Source organism: Salinimicrobium aquimaris, from assembly GCF_035607535.1.
GTDB lineage: Bacteria > Bacteroidota > Bacteroidia > Flavobacteriales > Flavobacteriaceae > Salinimicrobium.
Genome location: NZ_JAYDZX010000017.1, coordinates 212,927 through 231,246, shown reverse-complemented (window position 1 = coordinate 231,246; position 18,320 = coordinate 212,927). Strand labels below are relative to the sequence as shown.

Annotated in this window: 21 protein-coding genes; 11 read left to right on the top strand and 10 right to left on the bottom strand. The window is 42.3% G+C overall.

The window, feature by feature from the left end:
• Positions 1–100: 100 nt before the first annotated feature.
• Positions 101–526: a GNAT family N-acetyltransferase gene (locus tag VR862_RS14690; protein WP_324721776.1), complete on the bottom strand. Its 426-nt coding sequence runs from the start codon at positions 524–526 to the stop codon at positions 101–103.
• A gap of 57 nt (positions 527–583) precedes the next feature.
• On the opposite strand from VR862_RS14690, the gene VR862_RS14685 reads away from it, so the two are divergent.
• Genes VR862_RS14685 through VR862_RS14670 form a run of 4 tightly spaced genes read left to right on the top strand, consistent with a single transcriptional unit; the run spans position 584 to position 3,506 of the window.
• Positions 584–1,144 (top strand): ClpP family protease, encoded by a 561-nt coding sequence (locus tag VR862_RS14685; protein ID WP_324721775.1) that lies wholly within the window; start codon positions 584–586, stop codon positions 1,142–1,144.
• Between the two features lies 1 nt (position 1,145).
• Positions 1,146–1,442 carry a GNAT family N-acetyltransferase gene (locus VR862_RS14680; RefSeq protein ID WP_324721774.1) on the top strand — a complete coding sequence of 99 codons (297 nt, stop codon included), beginning with the start codon at positions 1,146–1,148 and terminating at the stop codon, positions 1,440–1,442.
• Between the two features lie 10 nt (positions 1,443–1,452).
• Entirely contained in the window at positions 1,453–1,896 is a 444-nt protein-coding gene (locus VR862_RS14675; RefSeq protein WP_324721773.1) for a GNAT family N-acetyltransferase, read from the top strand.
• Positions 1,893–3,506 (top strand): L,D-transpeptidase family protein, encoded by a 1,614-nt coding sequence (locus VR862_RS14670; RefSeq protein WP_324721772.1) that lies wholly within the window; start codon positions 1,893–1,895, stop codon positions 3,504–3,506. The genes VR862_RS14675 and VR862_RS14670 overlap by 4 nt, the downstream gene beginning before the upstream one ends.
• Positions 3,507–3,511: 5 nt before the next feature.
• Here VR862_RS14670 and VR862_RS14665 read toward each other — a convergent pair whose 3' ends face one another.
• The gene (locus VR862_RS14665; RefSeq protein ID WP_324721771.1) at positions 3,512–4,258 is read right to left on the bottom strand and encodes a murein L,D-transpeptidase catalytic domain family protein; all 747 of its coding nucleotides are present in this window, start codon (positions 4,256–4,258) and stop codon (positions 3,512–3,514) included.
• A gap of 270 nt (positions 4,259–4,528) precedes the next feature.
• Between VR862_RS14665 and gpmI the strand changes: the two genes are divergently transcribed.
• Genes gpmI through VR862_RS14635 form a run of 6 tightly spaced genes read left to right on the top strand, consistent with a single transcriptional unit; the run spans position 4,529 to position 9,196 of the window.
• A complete protein-coding gene (gene gpmI / locus VR862_RS14660) occupies positions 4,529–6,046 on the top strand; it encodes a 2,3-bisphosphoglycerate-independent phosphoglycerate mutase (RefSeq protein WP_324721770.1) in 1,518 nt (505 codons plus the stop codon).
• A gap of 2 nt (positions 6,047–6,048) precedes the next feature.
• Positions 6,049–6,597, top strand: a complete 549-nt coding sequence (locus VR862_RS14655; protein ID WP_324721769.1) for a TlpA family protein disulfide reductase — start codon at positions 6,049–6,051, stop codon at positions 6,595–6,597.
• A gap of 38 nt (positions 6,598–6,635) precedes the next feature.
• Complete coding sequence (locus VR862_RS14650; protein ID WP_324721768.1) at positions 6,636–7,052, top strand: BT0820 family HAD-type phosphatase; 417 nt, start codon at positions 6,636–6,638, stop codon at positions 7,050–7,052.
• On the top strand, positions 7,052–7,876 hold the full coding sequence (map, locus tag VR862_RS14645) for a type I methionyl aminopeptidase (protein ID WP_324721767.1): 825 nt from the start codon (positions 7,052–7,054) through the stop codon (positions 7,874–7,876). Before VR862_RS14650 ends, map begins: the two co-directional genes overlap by 1 nt.
• A complete protein-coding gene (locus tag VR862_RS14640; RefSeq protein ID WP_324721766.1) occupies positions 7,869–8,432 on the top strand; it encodes an HNH endonuclease in 564 nt (187 codons plus the stop codon). The genes map and VR862_RS14640 overlap by 8 nt, the downstream gene beginning before the upstream one ends.
• On the top strand, positions 8,429–9,196 hold the full coding sequence (locus tag VR862_RS14635; protein WP_416384502.1) for a class I SAM-dependent methyltransferase: 768 nt from the start codon (positions 8,429–8,431) through the stop codon (positions 9,194–9,196). Before VR862_RS14640 ends, VR862_RS14635 begins: the two co-directional genes overlap by 4 nt.
• A 245-nt stretch (positions 9,197–9,441) precedes the next feature.
• Here the strand turns inward: VR862_RS14635 and VR862_RS14630 are convergent, their stop codons facing one another.
• The 8 genes from VR862_RS14630 to VR862_RS14595 all read right to left on the bottom strand — a co-directional run bounded on the left by VR862_RS14630 (position 9,442) and on the right by VR862_RS14595 (position 16,896).
• Positions 9,442–10,455, bottom strand: coding sequence for an FAD:protein FMN transferase (locus VR862_RS14630; protein WP_324721764.1), 1,014 nt, complete (start codon positions 10,453–10,455; stop codon positions 9,442–9,444).
• Positions 10,456–10,457: 2 nt separating this feature from the next.
• Positions 10,458–10,814 (bottom strand): DUF8840 domain-containing protein, encoded by a 357-nt coding sequence (locus tag VR862_RS14625; protein ID WP_324721763.1) that lies wholly within the window; start codon positions 10,812–10,814, stop codon positions 10,458–10,460.
• A gap of 94 nt (positions 10,815–10,908) precedes the next feature.
• Positions 10,909–12,198 carry an NADH:ubiquinone reductase (Na(+)-transporting) subunit F gene (gene nqrF, locus VR862_RS14620; RefSeq protein WP_324721761.1) on the bottom strand — a complete coding sequence of 430 codons (1,290 nt, stop codon included), beginning with the start codon at positions 12,196–12,198 and terminating at the stop codon, positions 10,909–10,911.
• 10 nt (positions 12,199–12,208) lie between these two features.
• Positions 12,209–12,823: an NADH:ubiquinone reductase (Na(+)-transporting) subunit E gene (gene nqrE / locus VR862_RS14615; protein WP_324721760.1), complete on the bottom strand. Its 615-nt coding sequence runs from the start codon at positions 12,821–12,823 to the stop codon at positions 12,209–12,211.
• 24 nt (positions 12,824–12,847) lie between these two features.
• Entirely contained in the window at positions 12,848–13,606 is a 759-nt protein-coding gene (locus VR862_RS14610; RefSeq protein WP_324721759.1) for an NADH:ubiquinone reductase (Na(+)-transporting) subunit D, read from the bottom strand.
• Between the two features lie 2 nt (positions 13,607–13,608).
• Entirely contained in the window at positions 13,609–14,352 is a 744-nt protein-coding gene (locus tag VR862_RS14605) for a Na(+)-translocating NADH-quinone reductase subunit C (RefSeq protein ID WP_324721758.1), read from the bottom strand.
• A 2-nt stretch (positions 14,353–14,354) separates the two neighbouring features.
• Positions 14,355–15,539 carry an NADH:ubiquinone reductase (Na(+)-transporting) subunit B gene (locus VR862_RS14600; RefSeq protein ID WP_324721757.1) on the bottom strand — a complete coding sequence of 395 codons (1,185 nt, stop codon included), beginning with the start codon at positions 15,537–15,539 and terminating at the stop codon, positions 14,355–14,357.
• Between the two features lie 10 nt (positions 15,540–15,549).
• Positions 15,550–16,896 carry a Na(+)-translocating NADH-quinone reductase subunit A gene (locus VR862_RS14595; RefSeq protein WP_324721756.1) on the bottom strand — a complete coding sequence of 449 codons (1,347 nt, stop codon included), beginning with the start codon at positions 16,894–16,896 and terminating at the stop codon, positions 15,550–15,552.
• A gap of 161 nt (positions 16,897–17,057) precedes the next feature.
• On the opposite strand from VR862_RS14595, the gene VR862_RS14590 reads away from it, so the two are divergent.
• Positions 17,058–18,311 carry a type IX secretion system plug protein gene (locus VR862_RS14590; RefSeq protein WP_324721754.1) on the top strand — a complete coding sequence of 418 codons (1,254 nt, stop codon included), beginning with the start codon at positions 17,058–17,060 and terminating at the stop codon, positions 18,309–18,311.
• Positions 18,312–18,320 lie beyond the last annotated feature (9 nt).

Genomic DNA, 18,320 nt, shown 5'->3' with positions numbered 1-18,320 from the left:
GGGATGACTTACACTCTACTCCCGAGGACTCGGGAAGCTACTCCCGCGTTGGTATTGCTCTGCAAATATATATTGAAAGTTTTTATTGCTCCAAATAAATTTAGAGCTTTTTCAAAAAATGATATCCCTTGATCTCATAGCCCTCGTTGAGGTAAAATTTATGACTCCTGTAGTTGCTCACATAGCTGTTCAATTCTGATGTTTCACAACCTTTTTCGGCTGCATAGCCGTAAATAAACCTGAAGAGCTGTTTGCCCACTCCTTTACTTCTGTAGTCCTCCCTTATAAAGATGTGATCTGGTTCACAGGAGCGGCCGGCATAGTGGCGGGTCATGAACCACAGACCAAAGACACCTATCATTTCCTCCTCATCGAAGATCCCGAAACATTCATAATTCTGGCTAAACATTTCAGTGAACCTTTCTGTAAGAATTTCATCTGAAAACTGGTTGCCCATCAACTGCTGTATCATTGGCAGGATCTGCGGAATTTCTTCCTTTAAAATCTTGTTAAATGCAAGGTTCATCCCCTATTTTTCTGCAAAAATAGTCATATTTTTAGCTACCAATCTTTAAAATTTCAAATGAAAGACACAGATAAAAGCGGAAAACTTCAGGATCATATAGAACGTTCCTTACTCAATGAGCGAAAAATTTTTCTCTGGGGAACTGTAAATGAAAAAACGGCAAAGCACATCATAGAAAGGATGATGTATCTGGATGCCACCGGAAACGACGAAATACAATTTTATATAAGCAGTCCGGGCGGGTATGTTACCTCCGGATTTGCAATCTATGACACCATGTTGAGCCTCAACAGCCCAGTTTCTACGGTTTGTACAGGCCTGGCGGCCTCTATGGCTTCCATCCTCCTATCTGCCGGGGCTAAAGGCAGAAGATTTGTGCAGCCTCATGCCAAGGTTATGATCCACCAGCCGAGCGGTGGTGCACAGGGACAGGCCTCGAACATTGAGATACAGGCAGCCGAGATCCTTAAGATAAAAGAGCAAAGTGCCCGTATTCTGGCCGAAAATTGCGGACAGTCCTATGACCGGATAATCAAAGACTTTAACAGGGATTACTGGATGGATGCTTCAGAATCTGTGGAATATGGTATTGTAGACGAAATCCTTCAAAAGAAATAAAATGAATAAAAAAATTCAGCAAAAAGAAGCAGACGGCAAAGGAATGTTCTACATAGAAAAAGATGGAGATATCATTGCTGAACTTACCTATACACTTCAGGACAATAACGTCATGACCCTCGATCACACTGAAACCGAACCTGAATACACAGGGGAAGGACTAGCCAGTGGCCTGGTGAAGCACAGTGTAGAATATGCAAGGGAGAACGACCTCAAGATCGATCCTTTGTGTAAATATGCTGCCGCCCAGTTTGAGCGACATGAGGAATACCATGATGTGAAGGCTACCGAGGAATAATCTTAAAACTTTGATCCGGAAAATATCAGCCGAAGAAACTTATCCCGTACGGCAGGAAGTACTGCGTCCCAGGAGACCTTTAAAAGAATGCTTTTTTGAAGGAGATTTGGAGGAGGAAACTTTTCATTTAGGCTATTTCCACCGGCAGAAGCTGGTAGCAGTTGCTACTTATGTAGCCCGAAAAAATGAACTTTTTAAAGCTCCTTTTCAATACCAATTGCGCGGAATGGCGGTTCTACCTTCCTTCCGTGGAAAAGATCTAGGAACAAAACTGCTCCTCGAAGGCGAAAAGCTCCTTAAAAAGAAAAATCAGCAGATACTTTTGTGGTTTAATGCCAGAGAAACGGCGATCGGCTTCTATGAAAAACATGGATATAAAACTTCTGGCACTCCTTTTATGATCCCAAATGTGTGCATGCATATTGTGATGTACAAAAACCCTACTGAACTATGAAAAAGAACCTTTTACTACCATTGATCCTTCTCCTTATTAGCCTTAGTGCCTGTGAGGAGGATAAAAGAGATCCAATGACCCGTGCCTCTTCAGATGAGGCTTCGAAAAGAATTGCAGAAGCGACTCCAGATGGCATACGTACAGAAATATCTGCTAAAAATGACATTTTTGAAGGGGGAAACCTGGAGGAGATTTACAGCCAAAGGGACTACAGGTCCTTATGGCGTGATGGCGAAGTCCTTCACTCCTTTTACAACAGCCTAAAAGCTGCGGAAGAGGAAGGTCTTAATTTCAGGGATTATCACGGACTGGAAATTGACTCCCTGCTTTCCCTGTCAAATCTTGATGCAGGGCAGGCTGCCCGGCTGGACCTCTTGCTTTCTGACGCTTTTCTCACTTATGCGCGGCATCTCTACTACGGAAAATTAGATCCTGAAGAACTTCATGAATTTTGGGGTATCTCAAGACAACCGAAGGATCTTAAAGAATTACTTCAAAAAGGTGTAGAAAACAATGAGATTCCCGAGATATTGGAAGATCTCAAACCAAAGAGCCAGGTGTATCATGGGCTAAAAAAGAGTTTAGCTGAATACAGAGAATTAAAAAACAAACAGGATACCATCAACAAAATAGCAAGGGGCCAAGTAATAAAACCGAATGATTCCGATCCCCGGATTTCGGCTATTGCTCAAAGGCTGGAGCAGCTTTCAGGATTCAATCCTGATTCCCTGACCAACCAAAATGTTTATTCGGAAGCTCTGGTTGAGGCTATTAAAGAATTTCAGGAAAGCAAAAGCATTCAGACCGACGGAATTATCGGGAATTCCACTATAGATGAACTAAATAAGGGGCCGCAGGATATCTACAACCAGATCCTCGCTAATCTGGAAAGATGGCGCTGGTATCCCCGCGACCTGGGAGATCATTATATCCTCATCAACATCCCTCACTTCAGGCTGGCTGTAGTAAAGGATGGTGACACAATTAGAGAACATAATGTCATTGCCGGAGCAAAAGCGAGACCGACACCAATATTTTCAGATACTGTAAATCACCTGGTGATCAACCCCACCTGGACGGTTCCTCCTACAATTAAGTCTAAGGATATCATCCCAAAAATGGCAGCCGACCGCTCGTATCTGAGTAGAAACAATATGACGGTTACAGGGCCCAATGGAGAAAAGGTCGATCCTTCAAATGTTAACTGGGACAGCAGTGAAGCCATGAATTATAGCTTTACTCAAAGGGCAGGACCTTCAAATCCTTTAGGCCAGGTAAAGATCATGTACCCTAATAAATATTTGATCTATTTACATGACACTCCTGCAAAAAGCCTGTTCAGTCAATCGGAACGTGCAGAGAGTTCGGGTTGTGTGAGGGTGGAAAATGCCATAGACCTTTCCGCTTACCTTGTGGAGAATCAGAATGAATGGAGTAAAGACAGGATTCAGGAGGTCATTAGATCTGGAAAGACAACTACTGTTAATGTAGACCGGCCCATCCAGGTCCATCATTTCTATTGGACAGCCTGGCGGGCCGGAGATAAAACTGTTGTTATTAATGATGTCTATGGTCTCGATGAACAGATCTACACCAAATTGACAGAATAACTGGCTTAAACTGCCTGAGAATTTATATATGTAGAGTTTGCAAGGTAATCCTCACTTGTGTGGTAGATGAATAATGCAGAACCTCCTTTTATTTTGTTGATGATCTCTTTTGACACTTCAGTTGGCACGGCAGGACATCCATAGCTACGACCAAGTCTTCCTAGTCTCTTGATTGAATCTTCTTTAGCATAATCTGCCCCGTGGATAACTACGTAGCGCTCACGTGCGTTAGAGTTATATCCTTCTTCCATCCCGTCGATGAAAAGAGAAAGTCCGTTCTTCCCGTAATAAGTTTCCGCAGTTACATAGAATCCAAGGGAGCTTTGCAGAGAATTAGGGGTATTTGAAAATTTGGTAGCCATATTACCACCGGTATTTTTTCCGTGGGAAACATAGGTGTGGTAAAGAACCTCATTCGTTTCCATGTCGAGAATCCATAATCTTTTTTCTGTTGAAGGAAGACTAAAATCTACAATACTCAACAAACGATTCTTGATCTTTTCCTCTGCTTCCAGCTTGTTATAACCTGTTAGGGCATAGGTAAAAGAGACGCGGGAAGGCATATTGCTATTTAAGGCTGCAAAAGTCTCGTATAGAAGGTCGATCTTTTCTTCGGCAGTTGGTTCGGCTACTTCATTGGAAGCAGTCACTTCTTTAACTGGAAGAGCAGTTTCTGCAGGTGTGTATGCAGTAAAAGCGAAAGAGACGGTAAGAGTTAAAAATAGAGTTAGGGCAGTGATCTTCTTTATCATATCTTTTTGTTAAAGTTGTTAGTTGCTATTAATTATTCAAAGGTCATACCAAAAAGCAGAAATCATCAATTAATTCAGTATTAATGAGCAGTTTAACATTCTCCTCCTCCACATAGCAAAACTCAAAATTTATAAAAATATTGCGCAACAGGAATCCAAATTTGTTAAACTTTTCCTTATTAGTTTCCTTCAGCCTTAAAGACTTTTTTGACTTCACTTTACACTTTTCTCCCCATGCATATTTCGTATCTTTGTGCAAACCCTATTTTAATGGATAAGAAAGTAATATTGATGATCCTGGACGGCTGGGGGATCAGCAATGACCCCAAAACTTCGGCCGTTGACCAGGCAAATACTCCATTTATTGATTCCCTATATAACAAGTATCCTCACAGTAAGCTTCGCACCGACGGAATGAATGTTGGTCTTCCCGAAGGTCAAATGGGAAACAGTGAAGTGGGCCATATGAACCTGGGAGCAGGAAGAATAGTATATCAGGATCTGGCGAAGATCAATTTGGCAGTTGAGAATGACAGTCTTGGAAAAGAACCTGTACTCGAACAGGCTTTTAACTACGCCAAAGCTCATAACAAACCCATTCATTTTATGGGTCTCGTAAGTGATGGCGGAGTTCATTCCCATATAAACCATCTTAAAGGACTGCTTACGGCAGCCGAAGAATATGGCATTTCTGAAAAATATGTTCATGCCTTCACCGATGGTCGTGATGTGGATCCCAATTCCGGAAAAGGTTTTATCGAGGACCTTCAGGCGCACCTGGAAAAGACAAATGGGAAACTGGCTTCAGTTATTGGAAGATATTATGCCATGGACCGCGACAAGCGTTGGGAAAGAACCAAAATGGCTTATGATCTTATCGTCAATGGCAAAGGTGAAAAATATCAGAATGCTTCCGAAGCCATTCAGAAAAGCTATGAAGACGGAGTCACAGATGAATTCATCAAACCCATCGTAATGACAGATAGCTCAGGAAATCCTGTAGCTACTCTTGAGGAAGAGGAAGTAGTGATCTTCTTTAATTTTAGGACAGACAGAGGTCGCCAACTCACGCAGGCTTTAACCCAGCAGGATTTCCCGGAACAGGAGATGAAAGCCATGCCACTGTATTACGTTACTATAACCCGGTATGACGAAACCTTCAGGAATATTCATGTGGTTTTCAGCAAAGAAGATATTAAGGCTACTCTGGGTGAGGTACTGGAGCGTGCAGGTAAGTCGCAGATACGGATTGCAGAGACTGAAAAATATCCACACGTTACATTTTTCTTTTCCGGCGGAAGGGAGCAGCCTTTTGAGAGGGAACGCAGGATCATGATCAATTCCCCGAAAGTTGCTACCTATGACCTGCAACCGGAAATGAGCGCCTATGAAGTAACTGATGCCATTGTACCGGAGATCAAAAAGAGATCGGCCGATTTTATTTGTCTGAATTTTGCAAATCCCGACATGGTGGGTCACACAGGAGTCTTTGAAGCAGCCGTAAAAGCCTGCGAAACAGTAGATGAATGTGCTAAAAAAGTCGTGGAAGCTGCTGAGGAGAATGACTATTCTGTATTGGTCATTGCAGATCATGGAAACAGTGAATTCATGATCAATGAAGACGGAAGTGCAAACACAGCCCACACCACCAATCCCGTACCTTTTGTCCTGGTAGACAAGGATGTCAAGGAAATCAAGGACGGGATCCTTGGAGATATAGCGCCTACTATCTTAAAACTTATGGGTGTAGAACAGCCTGAATTAATGACTCAAAAACCCCTCTTTTAATCATGAAGTTTTTATTGTATTCGATACTGTTGATCGCTGCAACTAATTGTGGAGGTTCTCAACCAAGTGAACCTGTGGCAACTAAGCCGGAACCGGTGATCCAGGAAGAACAAGTTGATATCCTGGTAGGAAAACTAGGCCTGGAAGATCTGCAAAAGGCTCCTTTTTCAGCCTGGTTTGATCCCATGTACAAATCCTATAAACCGAATGATGAGGCACTGCAGACCATTAAGGAAAATATCAATGACTATGAGATCGTGATGTTCATGGGGACCTGGTGCGCCGATAGTCAGCGGGAAGTTCCAAAACTTTACAAGGTCCTGGAGCTAAGTAATTATGATCTTAACAAGATGGAAGTAAGGGCGGTAAGAGAAGACAAGACCTTACCCGATGACAGACAAAAGGAATATGACATAACCTATGTGCCTACCATTATTTTTTATAAGGATGGAGAGGAAGCAGGAAGGTTTGTGGAGTATCCACAGGAAGATTTTGAAGATGATATTGCGAAAATAGTCTCTGGCGAGGAATACAAGCATTCGTACGAGTAAGCATAATTCCTCCTTGATTTAAATTCTTATTTTTGCGCATGTCTAAAATGTTGACCATAGCAGTTGATTTTGATGGAACTCTTGTAGAAAACCGCTATCCGAAAATCGGAAAGCCCATCCTGTTTGCTTTTGAAACCTTGAAGAAGTTACAGCAGGAAGGTCACCAAATCATCTTATGGACCTATAGAAGCGGAGTAAAACTGGAAGAGGCTGTGGAATATTGTGAAGCCAAAGGCATAAAATTCTATGCCGTCAATAAGAGCTATCCCGAAGAGGAGTACGAAGAACAGTTTATGAGCCGAAAGATCCTTGCCGATGTTTTTATTGACGATCGAAATATTAACGGCCTTCCCCCATGGGGAGAGATCTATCATCAACTTGTAAAATCCAGTGCGCTGGAGAATGAGCTTCCCAGGAAAAGTAATGGGCTGCTCAAAATTTTTAAAAGGTTATAATGATCATACCAAAGACCCGAGAAGAAATTGAACTTATAAGACACAGTGCCTTAATTGTGTCAAAAACTTTAGGAATGCTGGCCGGGGAAGTGAAGCCGGGGGTAACCACCTTGCAGCTGGACAAAATGGCTGAAGAATTCATACGCGATCATGGCGCAGAACCAGGATTTTTAGGAATGTATGACTTTCCGAATTCCCTCTGTATGAGTCCCAACGCACAGGTGGTACACGGTATACCGAATAAAGAACCGCTTAAAGAAGGGGATGTTATTTCCATCGACTGTGGCGCTTACAAAAATGGATTTTATGGTGATCACGCCTACACCTTCGGTGTGGGAGAAATAGATCCTGAAACTCAGAAGTTACTGGATGTCACTAAAGAATCCCTTTACATTGGGATTAGGGAATTCAAAATAGGAAATCGTGTTGGGGATGTAGGATTTGCGATCCAGCGACATGCAGAGAAAAATGGCTTTGGAGTAGTGAGAGAGCTGGTTGGACATGGATTGGGTGCAAAAATGCACGAGGATCCGGAAATGCCTAACTATGGCCGAAGAGGCCGCGGTAAAAAATTCATTGAAGGTATGGTTGTGGCTATCGAGCCTATGATCAATGCCGGAACTCACAGGATAAAACAGCTCAAGGACGGCTGGACAATTCTCACAGCAGATAATAAACCCAGTGCACATTTCGAACATGACGTTGCATTAATTGATGGAAAACCCGAACTATTATCAACTTTTCATTACATTTATGAAGCTTTGGGAATAGAAAGCAATGAGGAGGAAGAATTCCGGGCACAAACCATCAACTTCAATGATTAAAAATTTTCGGCAGGAAAAGTGGCTCCCTTATTCCAGAGAAAACTGGCAGGAACGTTTTCGTTATGCTGTTTCTAACTACGGAAGGGTGGTGAGCTATGTCAAAAATCCTGACGGAGATCTCCTAAAAGGTGGAAAATCACAAGGCTTTCTCACTTTTGTTGCAACTCTCAAAAATGGTAAAAAACAAGCCTGTTATATTCACCGCGTTGTAGCCGAGCTCTTTCTACAGAAAAAGGAAGGGGATGAATACGTTATCCACAAGAACTACAATAAGACCGAGAACAAGGTGAGCAACCTTGCATGGGTGAGCAAAAAACAGTGGGTAGCACACCAGCAGAACAATCCGCAGGTAAAGGAGAATAAACTAAAGCGCAAGCTGGGCACTATCAAATGCTATTCAAAACTTTCTTATGCCCAGGCGACTATCCTGAAGAAAAAACTACTAGATCCCAACCGGAAGACCAGAATCAGAGTACTTGCCAAGCAATTTGGGGTTTCAGAAATGCAGTTGTACAGGATTAAGTCGGGAGAAAACTGGGGAGATATAAAGGTATGATCGGGAAAGCTTTTAAGTTTTTTCTGAACAAGATTCCGCGTCCCATCCTCATTAGGCTAAGTTACGTGGTGAAACCTTTTTTCCTGCTTAGCCTCCGCGGAAACAAATACACAGATCCCATAGACGGCAGAAGCTTTTCAAAATTCCTTCCCTATGGTTATGAACAACAGCGGGAAAATGTACTCTCTCCCTCTACCCTTTCTCTCGAACGACACAGGCTGCTCTGGCTATACCTGAAGCATCATACCGATTTCTTTACTGCTCCTCATAAAGTATTGCATTTCGCACCTGAGCAGGCTTTCTATAAACGGTTTAGAAAATTAAAGAACCTCAACTACACGACAACAGATCTGGAATCACCACTTGCAGACGTAAAAGCTGATATATGCAATTTGCCTTTTGAAGACAGTAGCTTTGATTTTATTCTGTGTAACCACGTTCTTGAACATATTCCGGATGACACCAAGGCAATGAAGGAGCTCTTCAGGATCCTGCGGCCGGGAGGCACAGCTATTCTTCAGATCCCACAGGATTTACAACGGGAAAAGACTTTCCAGGATGACTCCATTACAGATCCAAAAGAAAGAGCAAAGATCTTTGGGCAATATGACCATGTAAGGGTTTACGGAAGGGATTACTTTGAGAAACTTCGCAGTATAGGATTTTCAGTTGAGGAAGTTGACCTTACGTCTAAAATGGATGCACAACTGGTCGACAGGTACCGCCTTTCAAAAGGGGAAATAATTCCTGTTGCCAGGAAATAGCAGGAGTGAAATTGTAATTAGTTTCTAATTAGTCCAGGACTAGCAGCGCTGCCTCCCCGATTACGAATCCGGCCATCGGACCACAAGTGCAGGCTTACTGAATTTTTATTCTTCGGAGTATGAAGCTCACTCCCGATCATTCTCCACCCTCAATGCTCCGGAAAAATTCTCTTCAACGGGTACAGAAAATTAGCACTGCCCGCATAAATTTCTTGGCTCCCGATGCCTGACTCTTGATTTCCCTGCTACAGCTCCTTCATCACTTCCTTAAATCCCGGAGTAGCAAATTCTTTCATTTCCCCCTCAAGAGTGGAATAAATTAGAAAAGCTTCAAGATCTTTCTCCTGGGAAAGCAGCATTTTGGAAAGGTCGTATCCCATTGCCATGAATGCCGTCGCGTAAGCATCGGCTAAGGCACAATTTTCGGCAAGAACAGTCACACTTAGAAGATCGCTTTTTTGAGCAAATCCCGTCAGTGGGTTTATTGTATGCACATAAAGGGCTCCGGTTTCGGGATCCGTTCTATGCTTTCGATAATTTCCGGAAGTAGCCATAGCCTTATTTCTCAATTCTATAGCTGCTGTAAGCTCCCTTTGACCCATTTGCTGAATAGGATCATCTATTCCAACCAGCCAGTAGGATCCCTTATCTTTATTGACGCCGCGAGCCAGCAGTTCACCTCCCAGTTCTATTAAGTAATCCTCTACTCCTTGAGAACCCAAATAATGACCGATCAGGTCTATAGCGTAACCTTTTGCTATTGCATTAAAATCGAGATACATTTCTGGAGATTCCTTTATTACAATATCATCCTGCAGCTTCATTTTTCCGAAGCCAACATAGCGCATAAGGGAATCAATGGTGATGGAATCCACTTCTTTAGGACCATTTTCGGGCCCAAACCCGTACTGATTTACCAGGTCGCCAACAGTTGGATCAAAATACCCGTTACTTTTCTCCCATACCTCCTTGGACAGCAAAAAGACTTCCTGAAAAAGACTGTCAACTTCCACCAGGCTGTCTCCCCTGTTTATTTTTGAAATATCGGAAGAATCCCTGTAGGTGCTCATAGATTGGTTTACCCTCTCAAAAATAGAGTCCAAAGCCTTATCCATTGGAATTAGATCTTCGGAATAATAAGCAATTGAATAAGTAGTCCCTAAAGCCTCTCCATTGGCGCTTCTCTTCTCATCTATCTGAGAGCAGGAAAGAATAAGTAAACAGGAAAACAATAAAATAATAGGTCTCAAAAATGTCATTTTTAGATCTCTTTTAATCCGGGGTAATTGATGACGTAATCTTCGGAACTTGATACAGGCAACTCGTAATTTCGTGAATTTGCCAGTCCCACTCCTGCATAAAATGTACGTGCATCGAATTTCTTTGCATGTTGTTTAATGGTTTCAAGAAAGATCATGTCGATCTCTCTGGGATCATGTGGATATTCTATAGCCCGCACTATAACAAAATGCAGCTTCTTATCCTTCAATGCGACGAACTGTGGATCCTTTTTAAATTCACTGTTTACTCCTAAAAATTCGTAGCCCTGCTCCTCAAGGTCCTTTCCAACTATGTTCATTGCGAGGTTATGAAGTTCCTGATCTGTAAGTTGCGACATACAGCAAATTTAATTATTTAAGGTAAATGTATTGAAACCTAAACAAAAACAGCCGCCCTTAGGCAGCTGTTTTTGTTTATAATTCTACTTTAGATTATCCTCCAAAGTCATCAAATCTCACATTTTCCGGCGGCACACCAAAGTCTTCAGCCATTTTTTCAACGGCTTTGTTCATTAGCGGTGGTCCACAGAAATAGAATTCTATTTCTTCCGGTTCATCATGATGACTTAAATAGTTATCTATTACCACCTGGTGAATAAATCCAACGAATCCATCTCCTTCCCCGTCAATTCCATCTTTTACTTTCCAGTTGTCTTCTTCAAGAGGTTCAGAAAGGGCAATGTAGAACTTAAAGTTAGGGAAATCTCTTTCCAAAGCTCTAAAGTGTTCTGTATAGAATAACTCTCTCTTTGAACGACCTCCATACCAGTAAGTCACTTTTCTTCCGGTCTTAAGAGTTCTGAAGAGGTGATACAGGTGAGAACGCATTGGCGCCATTCCGGCTCCACCACCTACGTAAAGCATTTCAGCATCACTGTGGTTTATAAAGAATTCTCCATAAGGTCCTGAAATGGTAACCTTGTCTCCTTTTTTCTGATTAAAGATATAAGAAGATGCTATCCCAGGGTTTACGGCCATCCAGTCATTCTTTGCACGATCCCATGGCGGAGTTGCCACACGAACGTTCAACATGATCCTTCTTCCTTCAGCAGGATAAGAAGCCATAGAGTAGGCTCTTTCGACTACTTCAGGATTCTTCATTACCAGTGGCCAAAGGTTGAATTTATCCCACTCCAGCTTAAACTTATCAGGTTCTCCCGGATGTTCCTCAGGGTGAGCAGTGATATCCATATCCTGGTATTTCACCTCACACTTAGGGATCTCGATCTGGATATATCCTCCAGCTTTGTAATCCATATCTTCAGGAATCTCCACAACGAATTCCTTGATAAAGGAGGCTACGTTATAGTTACTCACTACAGTAGCTTCCCATTTCTTGATACCAAATACTTCTTCAGGAATGGTGATCTTCATATCTTGCTTCACTTTTACCTGGCACCCCAGACGCCATCCATCGGCGATCTCCTTTCGTGTAAAGTGAGGCTCTTCGGTTGGTAGAATTGTTCCACCACCTTCAGCAACAATACACTTACATTGAATACAGGTACCACCTCCACCACAGGCAGAAGGCAGGAAGAGCTTGTTCTCACCCAAAGTAGAAAGAAGAGTTCCTCCAGATCCTACTTCAATGTCTTTCTCATTGTTAATATTGATCTTTACAGGCCCAGATGGGATCAACTTGGCTTTTGCTCCCAAAAGAACAGCCACCAGGATCAAGATCAGGGCTAAGAATACAACAACACTTGCTATAATTACTTCCATTGCTTTCTCTCTATAATTTAATTCCCATGAAACTCATGAACCCAAGAGCCATAAGTCCGGTGATGATAAAAGTTATTCCTAATCCCTTAAGGGGAGCCGGAACATTTGAATAGGCAATCTTCTCGCGAATAGCAGCGATTCCAAGAATAGCCAGGAACCATCCAATTCCACTTCCAAAGCCATAAGTAGCAGCTTCTCCTATCCCGGAGAAATCCTTTTGTTGCATAAACAGTGCACCACCCAGGATGGCACAGTTCACAGCGATCAAAGGAAGGAAGATACCCAAAGCTCCATAAAGGGCTGGTGCGAATTTCTCCACGATCATTTCAACAAGTTGTACCATAGCTGCGATCACCGCAATAAACATGATAAAACTTAAGAAACTAAGATCTATAGTTGCATACTCTTCGTTCAACCAGGTAAGAGCACCGGGTCTTAGAAGGTATTTGTCAAGCAGGAAGTTAATAGGTACAGTTATAGACAGTACGAAAATAACCGCTGCTCCTAATCCTACCCCTGTTTTTACGGTCTTGGAAACTGCCAGGTACGAGCACATCCCGAGGAAATAAGCAAAGATCATATTTTCTATGAAGATGCTTCGTACGAATAAATTAATATATTCCATATTCGAATTTTTTGTGGTTAGTGATTAGGCCTCGATAAGTTTTCTATTCCTTGAACGCTGTACCCATATAATGATACCTACAACAATAAGTGCCATTGGGGATAACAGCATTAATCCATTGTTCTCATAGCCCAAAGCGTAAAGTCCCGTGGATTCTGCAAGAGTTGCACCTTTATGTCCAAGAACTTCGTATCCAAAAAGTTTTCCAGCTCCTAACAGTTCACGGAAGAAGGCTACAATTATAAGGATAAGACCATATCCTGCAGCGTTCCCGATTCCATCAAGGAAGGATTTGTAAACCCCGTTACCCAAGGCAAAAGCTTCCAAACGTCCCATTACTATACAGTTGGTAATGATAAGACCAATGAACACGGAAAGCTGTTTACTTACGTCATAAGCAAATGCTCTCAATACCTGATCTACCAAAGCAACAAGTGAAGCTACCACAACTAGTTGCACAATGATCCTGATCCTGTTTGGGATCATATTTCTCAAAGTAGAAATGATCATGTTACTAAATGCCATTACTGCCATTACAGCAATCGCCATTACAATTGCCGGTTCTAATTGAACTGTGATAGCAAGTGCAGAACAAATTCCCAATACCTGAACAGTGATAGGGTTATCATCGTCAAGAGGATCTGTAAGCAACTTCCTGTTGGCTCTCGAAAGAAAATGTTCTTTTTCCTCAGAATCTGAAAGGAAAAGGATCATTGCATCTTTCTTGTTTTCCTTATCCACCTCAGCCAATTGCTCAGGCTTATTTTTTGCTTCCTGTGCCATAATTATAAATTACTTGCAACGTTTATATCTGTTTTGCTCTTGAAATAAGGCAGATAGTGCTTAAGTCTTTCAGAGATCATATCTGAAACACCATCTCCGGTGATCGTTGCACCCGATATTGCGTCTACCTTATTATCATCCTTAGAAGTACTGGCGTTTCCTTTCACAACAGACACTCCTATTAGCTCTCCATTCTCATTAAAGATCTTTTCATCTGTAAAGCGCTCTCTAAACCACTCCTGAGTGATCTCTGCACCAAGTCCCGGAGTTTCTCCAAGGTGATCGAAAACTGCTCCTTTGATAGTATTCACATCATCCTGAAGAGCTATGTATCCAAAAATGGCATTCCAAAGTCCGGCTCCTCTAAGGGGAATAATGTAATATGTCTCACCATCAACCTCTGCTATATAGAGCGGAAAGTTTTGTTCTGTATCAGATTTCTTAAGTTCCTTGGCCAGGTCCACGTCGAAAGCATTTACTCCTTCTTTTTCCTGTCCCTGGTTGTTAAGAACAAGCTGTTCTTTAATGTATTCCTGGAACAAAGCTTCGGCTCCTGCTCTGTCGGTTTGTACCCCAACTGTCGCAAGAATGTTCTGCATTTTCTCCTGGCGCATATTCTCATATTGCATTGGCTGCAAAGAAGTCGCAGCGAAAGCAAGCACAACTCCTACTACTACCACCATTATAATGGCGAATATGAAAGTATACGAGTTGGAGTTCGTTTTGTTTACTGTTTTCTCTTCCATAACTATACTACAGTTTCAACTTGATTGTTAATTCCTGCTGCTTTTCTTTTCACTCTGCGCTTAATGTTCCCCTGGATCACGTAGTGATCAATTGTTGGAGCAAACACGTTCATCAACAGAATGGCAAGCATCACACCTTCGGGATAGGCCGGGTTAAATACCCTGATCATAACTGATAAGAATCCTATAAGGAATCCATAGATCCATTTACCTCTATAGGTCTGTGCGGCCGACACAGGGTCTGTCGCCATGTAAACGATTCCAAAAGCAAGTCCACCTGCTACAAGATGGTTGTACCAAGGGAAGTTAGTAAGAGCGTTTCCTTCAACTCCCATTGCCGGAAGCGCATTAAAGATCAAGCCCATCGCTGCAGCTCCAACCACAGCACTCACCATTATTCTCCAGCTACCCACCTTTGTAAAGATGAGGAACAATGCTCCCAATAAACATAAAGCTGCTGAGGTTTCTGAAACCGAACCGGGAATGATCCCCCAGAACATATCCATAGTAGAGTATTCTACAGGCTGGTTTGCCGCAAGGGTTCCAAGAATAGTTTCTCCTGAAACAGCGTCAACTTCTGCAGCGTTCATCACCCACACCTGGTTACCCGACATATACGTTGGATAAGCGAAGAAGGCAAAAGCACGGGCAGTAAGCGCGGGATTAAGAATATTCATTCCGGTTCCCCCAAATGCTTCCTTTCCAATTACTACAGCAAATACAACAGAGATTGCCAGCATCCACAAAGGCAGCCCCACAGGCATGATCATCGGGATCAAAAGACCGGTTACCAGGTATCCCTCGTTCACCTCATGCCCTCTAAAAATAGCAAATGCAAACTCAATTCCCAGACCTACCGCATAGGACACCACGATCATTGGAAGAATATCCATTGCACCATGTCCAAAAGCATCCCAGAAATCAACTTCCGGCTGAATTTGCTTCAAATACTGGTATCCCTGGTTCCACATACTGAACAACAGCACAGGTAGAAGGGCAATCACCACAGTGATCATCACTCTCTTCAAATCAACCGCATCTCTAACGTGCGCACCTTTTTGGGTGGTGTGATTTGGAGTAAAAAGGAAAGTATCAAGCGCATTAATAGCGGGAGAATACTTCTCTAGTTTTTTACCCTTAGCAAAGGGCTCTTTAAACTTATCTAGTTTTTGTCTAATCCATTCCATAGTAAACAGTTTATCCAACTTCGGTGATCATTAAATCCAGCCCTAAGCGTATTATTTCTTGCGCCTCAATTTTTGAAGTATTCACATAATCTACAAGTGCAAAATCTTCGGGAGCGACTTCGTAGATCCCTAGATTCTCCATCTTCTCGATATCGGCTGCCATACATGCTTTTAAAAGCTGCATAGGATAAATATCCATTGGCATCACCTCTTCCATTTCACCGGTTACCACCAAAGCTCTTTCTTCACCGTGAAGGTTGGTATTCACTTCAAATTTCTTATTAGGGAACATCCAACTTAAAGAAGTCCTAGAATTTGAAGGAATATTATTATATGTAAAAGGCAACCAACCAAACATACGATACTTATTTCCTTCCGGAATCAGGGTAAGTTCGTTTGGAAAGAAACCAATGAACTGCTCATTATTCACTTGTTGCCCCGTGAGCACATCACCGGATATGATCCTTACATTCTTAGTGTCTACAGTACCCACAAGATCCACAACCGGAGCTCCAATTATACTTCTGAAGTATTTTCTAACCTTAGCCTCACTACCACAAACCGCAACCGTACGAACAGCAGTGAATTTTCCTGTGAGGAACAGGTCTCCAATGTTGGCAACATCTTCTGGCTGTACAGTCCACACACGTTCTCCCATATTAATAGGATCGATCTTGTGGATCTGAACACCAACATTGGCAGCCGGATGAGGACCATATACTTTATGCACCTCAACATTCTGAAGGTTATTTAAAACCCCTTCACCTTTACCTGCAACAGAGACATGCACCTTCCCGGGGGTTAACCTGGTAAGAGCATTTAAACCGGCCTGAAATGCTTCAAGACGATCTTTCAGGATAAATTCAACATCTGCAGAAAGAGGTGCTGTATTTAATGCTGAAACAAAAATGGCCTTAGGCGTATCTTCAGGATCAGCCGGAATGTCGTAAGGTCGTTGGTTGATAAAAGCCCAGCTTCCACTTTCGAGGATCCTGTTTTTCACAGCATCCGCTTCAGCTTTTAAGGGATCAAGAGTTCCGAAGTCACGAAACTCATCTGAAGCATCGGCCTCTATTACCACCTCAAGTATACGGCGTTTTTCACCCCTTACTATTTCTTTTAAAGTACCACTAACAGGAGAAGTAAACCTTATCTTATCGGTATATTTCGAGAAGAAAAGTTCATCACCTGCCTGTACTTTTGCACCCTCCTTCACGACCATCTTAGGTATCACCGAATGAAAATCGGGCGGTTTTACAGCGTAAGTTTTGGAGCGGGGTGCGTCAACAAGGATCTTTTCGGCTTCTCCCTTAAGGCGAAGCGTTAGACCTCTTTTAATTCTAATGTCGTTTGACATAGGACGAAGTGTTAAAATTTCATTTAAAATTCGGGCAAATTTACTGATTTCCGACCCACAAATCCCAATTAAAACTAAATTAATTCCCCCTCCAACTTGTTAAAATAGTCAAATAATGATGGTAATCAGTTTTTGAGTATCTTTAAATTTATTTTCGTTGCATGAAGTCAATCTTTACCCTCTCCTTTTTCTTTTTTTTTGGGATCTACTTTGCTACCGCACAGGCAATCATTGAAACTCACCCACCCAATTACATTCGCACAGTGGTCTTTACAGGACCAGAGGGTTTTAGCGGCACCCCAATCATACAACTTGGGCAACCCATATTTTTAAGCTTTGATGATCTTATTGGTGATGAGGCAAATTATTATTATACCATTGAACATTTCAATTACGACTGGTCCCCCTCTCAGTTACTTAAAAATGAATTTCTCGAAGGTTTCGACAATGTAAGGATCACAGATTACGAGAATTCCTTCAACACACTGCAACTCTATTCCCACTATGAACTCCGAATTCCGAATGATAATACACGCGCCCTGAAAGTCAGCGGAAATTATTTACTGAAGATCTTTAATGAAGAAAGGGAACTGGTGTTCTCCCGAAAGTTCATGGTCTACGAACCTCTCACCCGCGTCCCCGTCACTGTACGAAAATCAAGGGAAGTTAAGTTTATTCAGACCAAGCAGGTGGTGAATTTTGAGGTGGTTTCGCCCGAATTTATTATTCGCACTCCCGAAGAGTCAGTCTGGGCCGTTATACTTCAGAACAATAACCTAAAGACCGGAATATACAACATTCGGCCGCAGTACCACATAGGTTCTACCCTGGTCTATAAATATGATCAACTCACTTCCTTCTGGGCTGGAAATGAATACCTCAACTTTGATGGGAAGGATCTTATGGCAGCTACTGTAAAGATCCAGTACATCGATGTTCAGGAACTTTACCACCATTATCTTTTCCCGGATGCTATAAGGGCGTTTCAACCTTACACCTATAATCCCGACATCAATGGTAAGTTTGTGGTCAGGAAGTTCCAGGCAGAGGAAGACGATATCGAAGCCGGATATGTGTGGACTCATTTTGCCCTTCAAACTCCGGAACCTTTCGAAGGAGGAGAGGTTCATCTCTATGGTGAATTCAATAACTTTATCCTGGATGATAGTACCAGGCTCACCTATAACTTCGAAAAAGGTGCCTATGAAACCGCCCGCCTCTTCAAACAAGGCTACTATGACTATAAATATGTGTTTCTGCGGAATGACGGGATCTTGGATGAAGGCTTTATAAGTGGAAACTTTGTTAGCACCGAAAATAATTATACCGTTCTCATCTATTACCTGCCGCCCGGCGGAAGATATACCAGGATCATAGGAGTTGGGAATGCCACCTCACTAAACATAAGCAATTAAGTTTTCAAG

What these genes read in the sequence shown, in the direction of transcription:
- VR862_RS14690 (WP_324721776.1), bottom strand. Translation starts at nt 526, where the DNA reads ATGAACCTTGCATTTAACAAGATTTTAAAGGAAGAAATTCCGCAGATC.
- VR862_RS14685 (WP_324721775.1), top strand. Translation starts at nt 584, where the DNA reads ATGAAAGACACAGATAAAAGCGGAAAACTTCAGGATCATATAGAACGT.
- VR862_RS14680 (WP_324721774.1), top strand. Translation starts at nt 1,146, where the DNA reads ATGAATAAAAAAATTCAGCAAAAAGAAGCAGACGGCAAAGGAATGTTC.
- VR862_RS14670 (WP_324721772.1), top strand. Translation starts at nt 1,893, where the DNA reads ATGAAAAAGAACCTTTTACTACCATTGATCCTTCTCCTTATTAGCCTT.
- VR862_RS14665 (WP_324721771.1), bottom strand. Translation starts at nt 4,258, where the DNA reads ATGATAAAGAAGATCACTGCCCTAACTCTATTTTTAACTCTTACCGTC.
- gpmI (WP_324721770.1), top strand. Translation starts at nt 4,529, where the DNA reads ATGGATAAGAAAGTAATATTGATGATCCTGGACGGCTGGGGGATCAGC.
- VR862_RS14655 (WP_324721769.1), top strand. Translation starts at nt 6,049, where the DNA reads ATGAAGTTTTTATTGTATTCGATACTGTTGATCGCTGCAACTAATTGT.
- VR862_RS14650 (WP_324721768.1), top strand. Translation starts at nt 6,636, where the DNA reads ATGTCTAAAATGTTGACCATAGCAGTTGATTTTGATGGAACTCTTGTA.
- map (WP_324721767.1), top strand. Translation starts at nt 7,052, where the DNA reads ATGATCATACCAAAGACCCGAGAAGAAATTGAACTTATAAGACACAGT.
- VR862_RS14640 (WP_324721766.1), top strand. Translation starts at nt 7,869, where the DNA reads ATGATTAAAAATTTTCGGCAGGAAAAGTGGCTCCCTTATTCCAGAGAA.
- VR862_RS14635 (WP_416384502.1), top strand. Translation starts at nt 8,429, where the DNA reads ATGATCGGGAAAGCTTTTAAGTTTTTTCTGAACAAGATTCCGCGTCCC.
- VR862_RS14630 (WP_324721764.1), bottom strand. Translation starts at nt 10,455, where the DNA reads ATGACATTTTTGAGACCTATTATTTTATTGTTTTCCTGTTTACTTATT.
- VR862_RS14625 (WP_324721763.1), bottom strand. Translation starts at nt 10,814, where the DNA reads ATGTCGCAACTTACAGATCAGGAACTTCATAACCTCGCAATGAACATA.
- nqrF (WP_324721761.1), bottom strand. Translation starts at nt 12,198, where the DNA reads ATGGAAGTAATTATAGCAAGTGTTGTTGTATTCTTAGCCCTGATCTTG.
- nqrE (WP_324721760.1), bottom strand. Translation starts at nt 12,823, where the DNA reads ATGGAATATATTAATTTATTCGTACGAAGCATCTTCATAGAAAATATG.
- VR862_RS14610 (WP_324721759.1), bottom strand. Translation starts at nt 13,606, where the DNA reads ATGGCACAGGAAGCAAAAAATAAGCCTGAGCAATTGGCTGAGGTGGAT.
- VR862_RS14605 (WP_324721758.1), bottom strand. Translation starts at nt 14,352, where the DNA reads ATGGAAGAGAAAACAGTAAACAAAACGAACTCCAACTCGTATACTTTC.
- VR862_RS14600 (WP_324721757.1), bottom strand. Translation starts at nt 15,539, where the DNA reads ATGGAATGGATTAGACAAAAACTAGATAAGTTTAAAGAGCCCTTTGCT.
- VR862_RS14595 (WP_324721756.1), bottom strand. Translation starts at nt 16,896, where the DNA reads ATGTCAAACGACATTAGAATTAAAAGAGGTCTAACGCTTCGCCTTAAG.
- VR862_RS14590 (WP_324721754.1), top strand. Translation starts at nt 17,058, where the DNA reads ATGAAGTCAATCTTTACCCTCTCCTTTTTCTTTTTTTTTGGGATCTAC.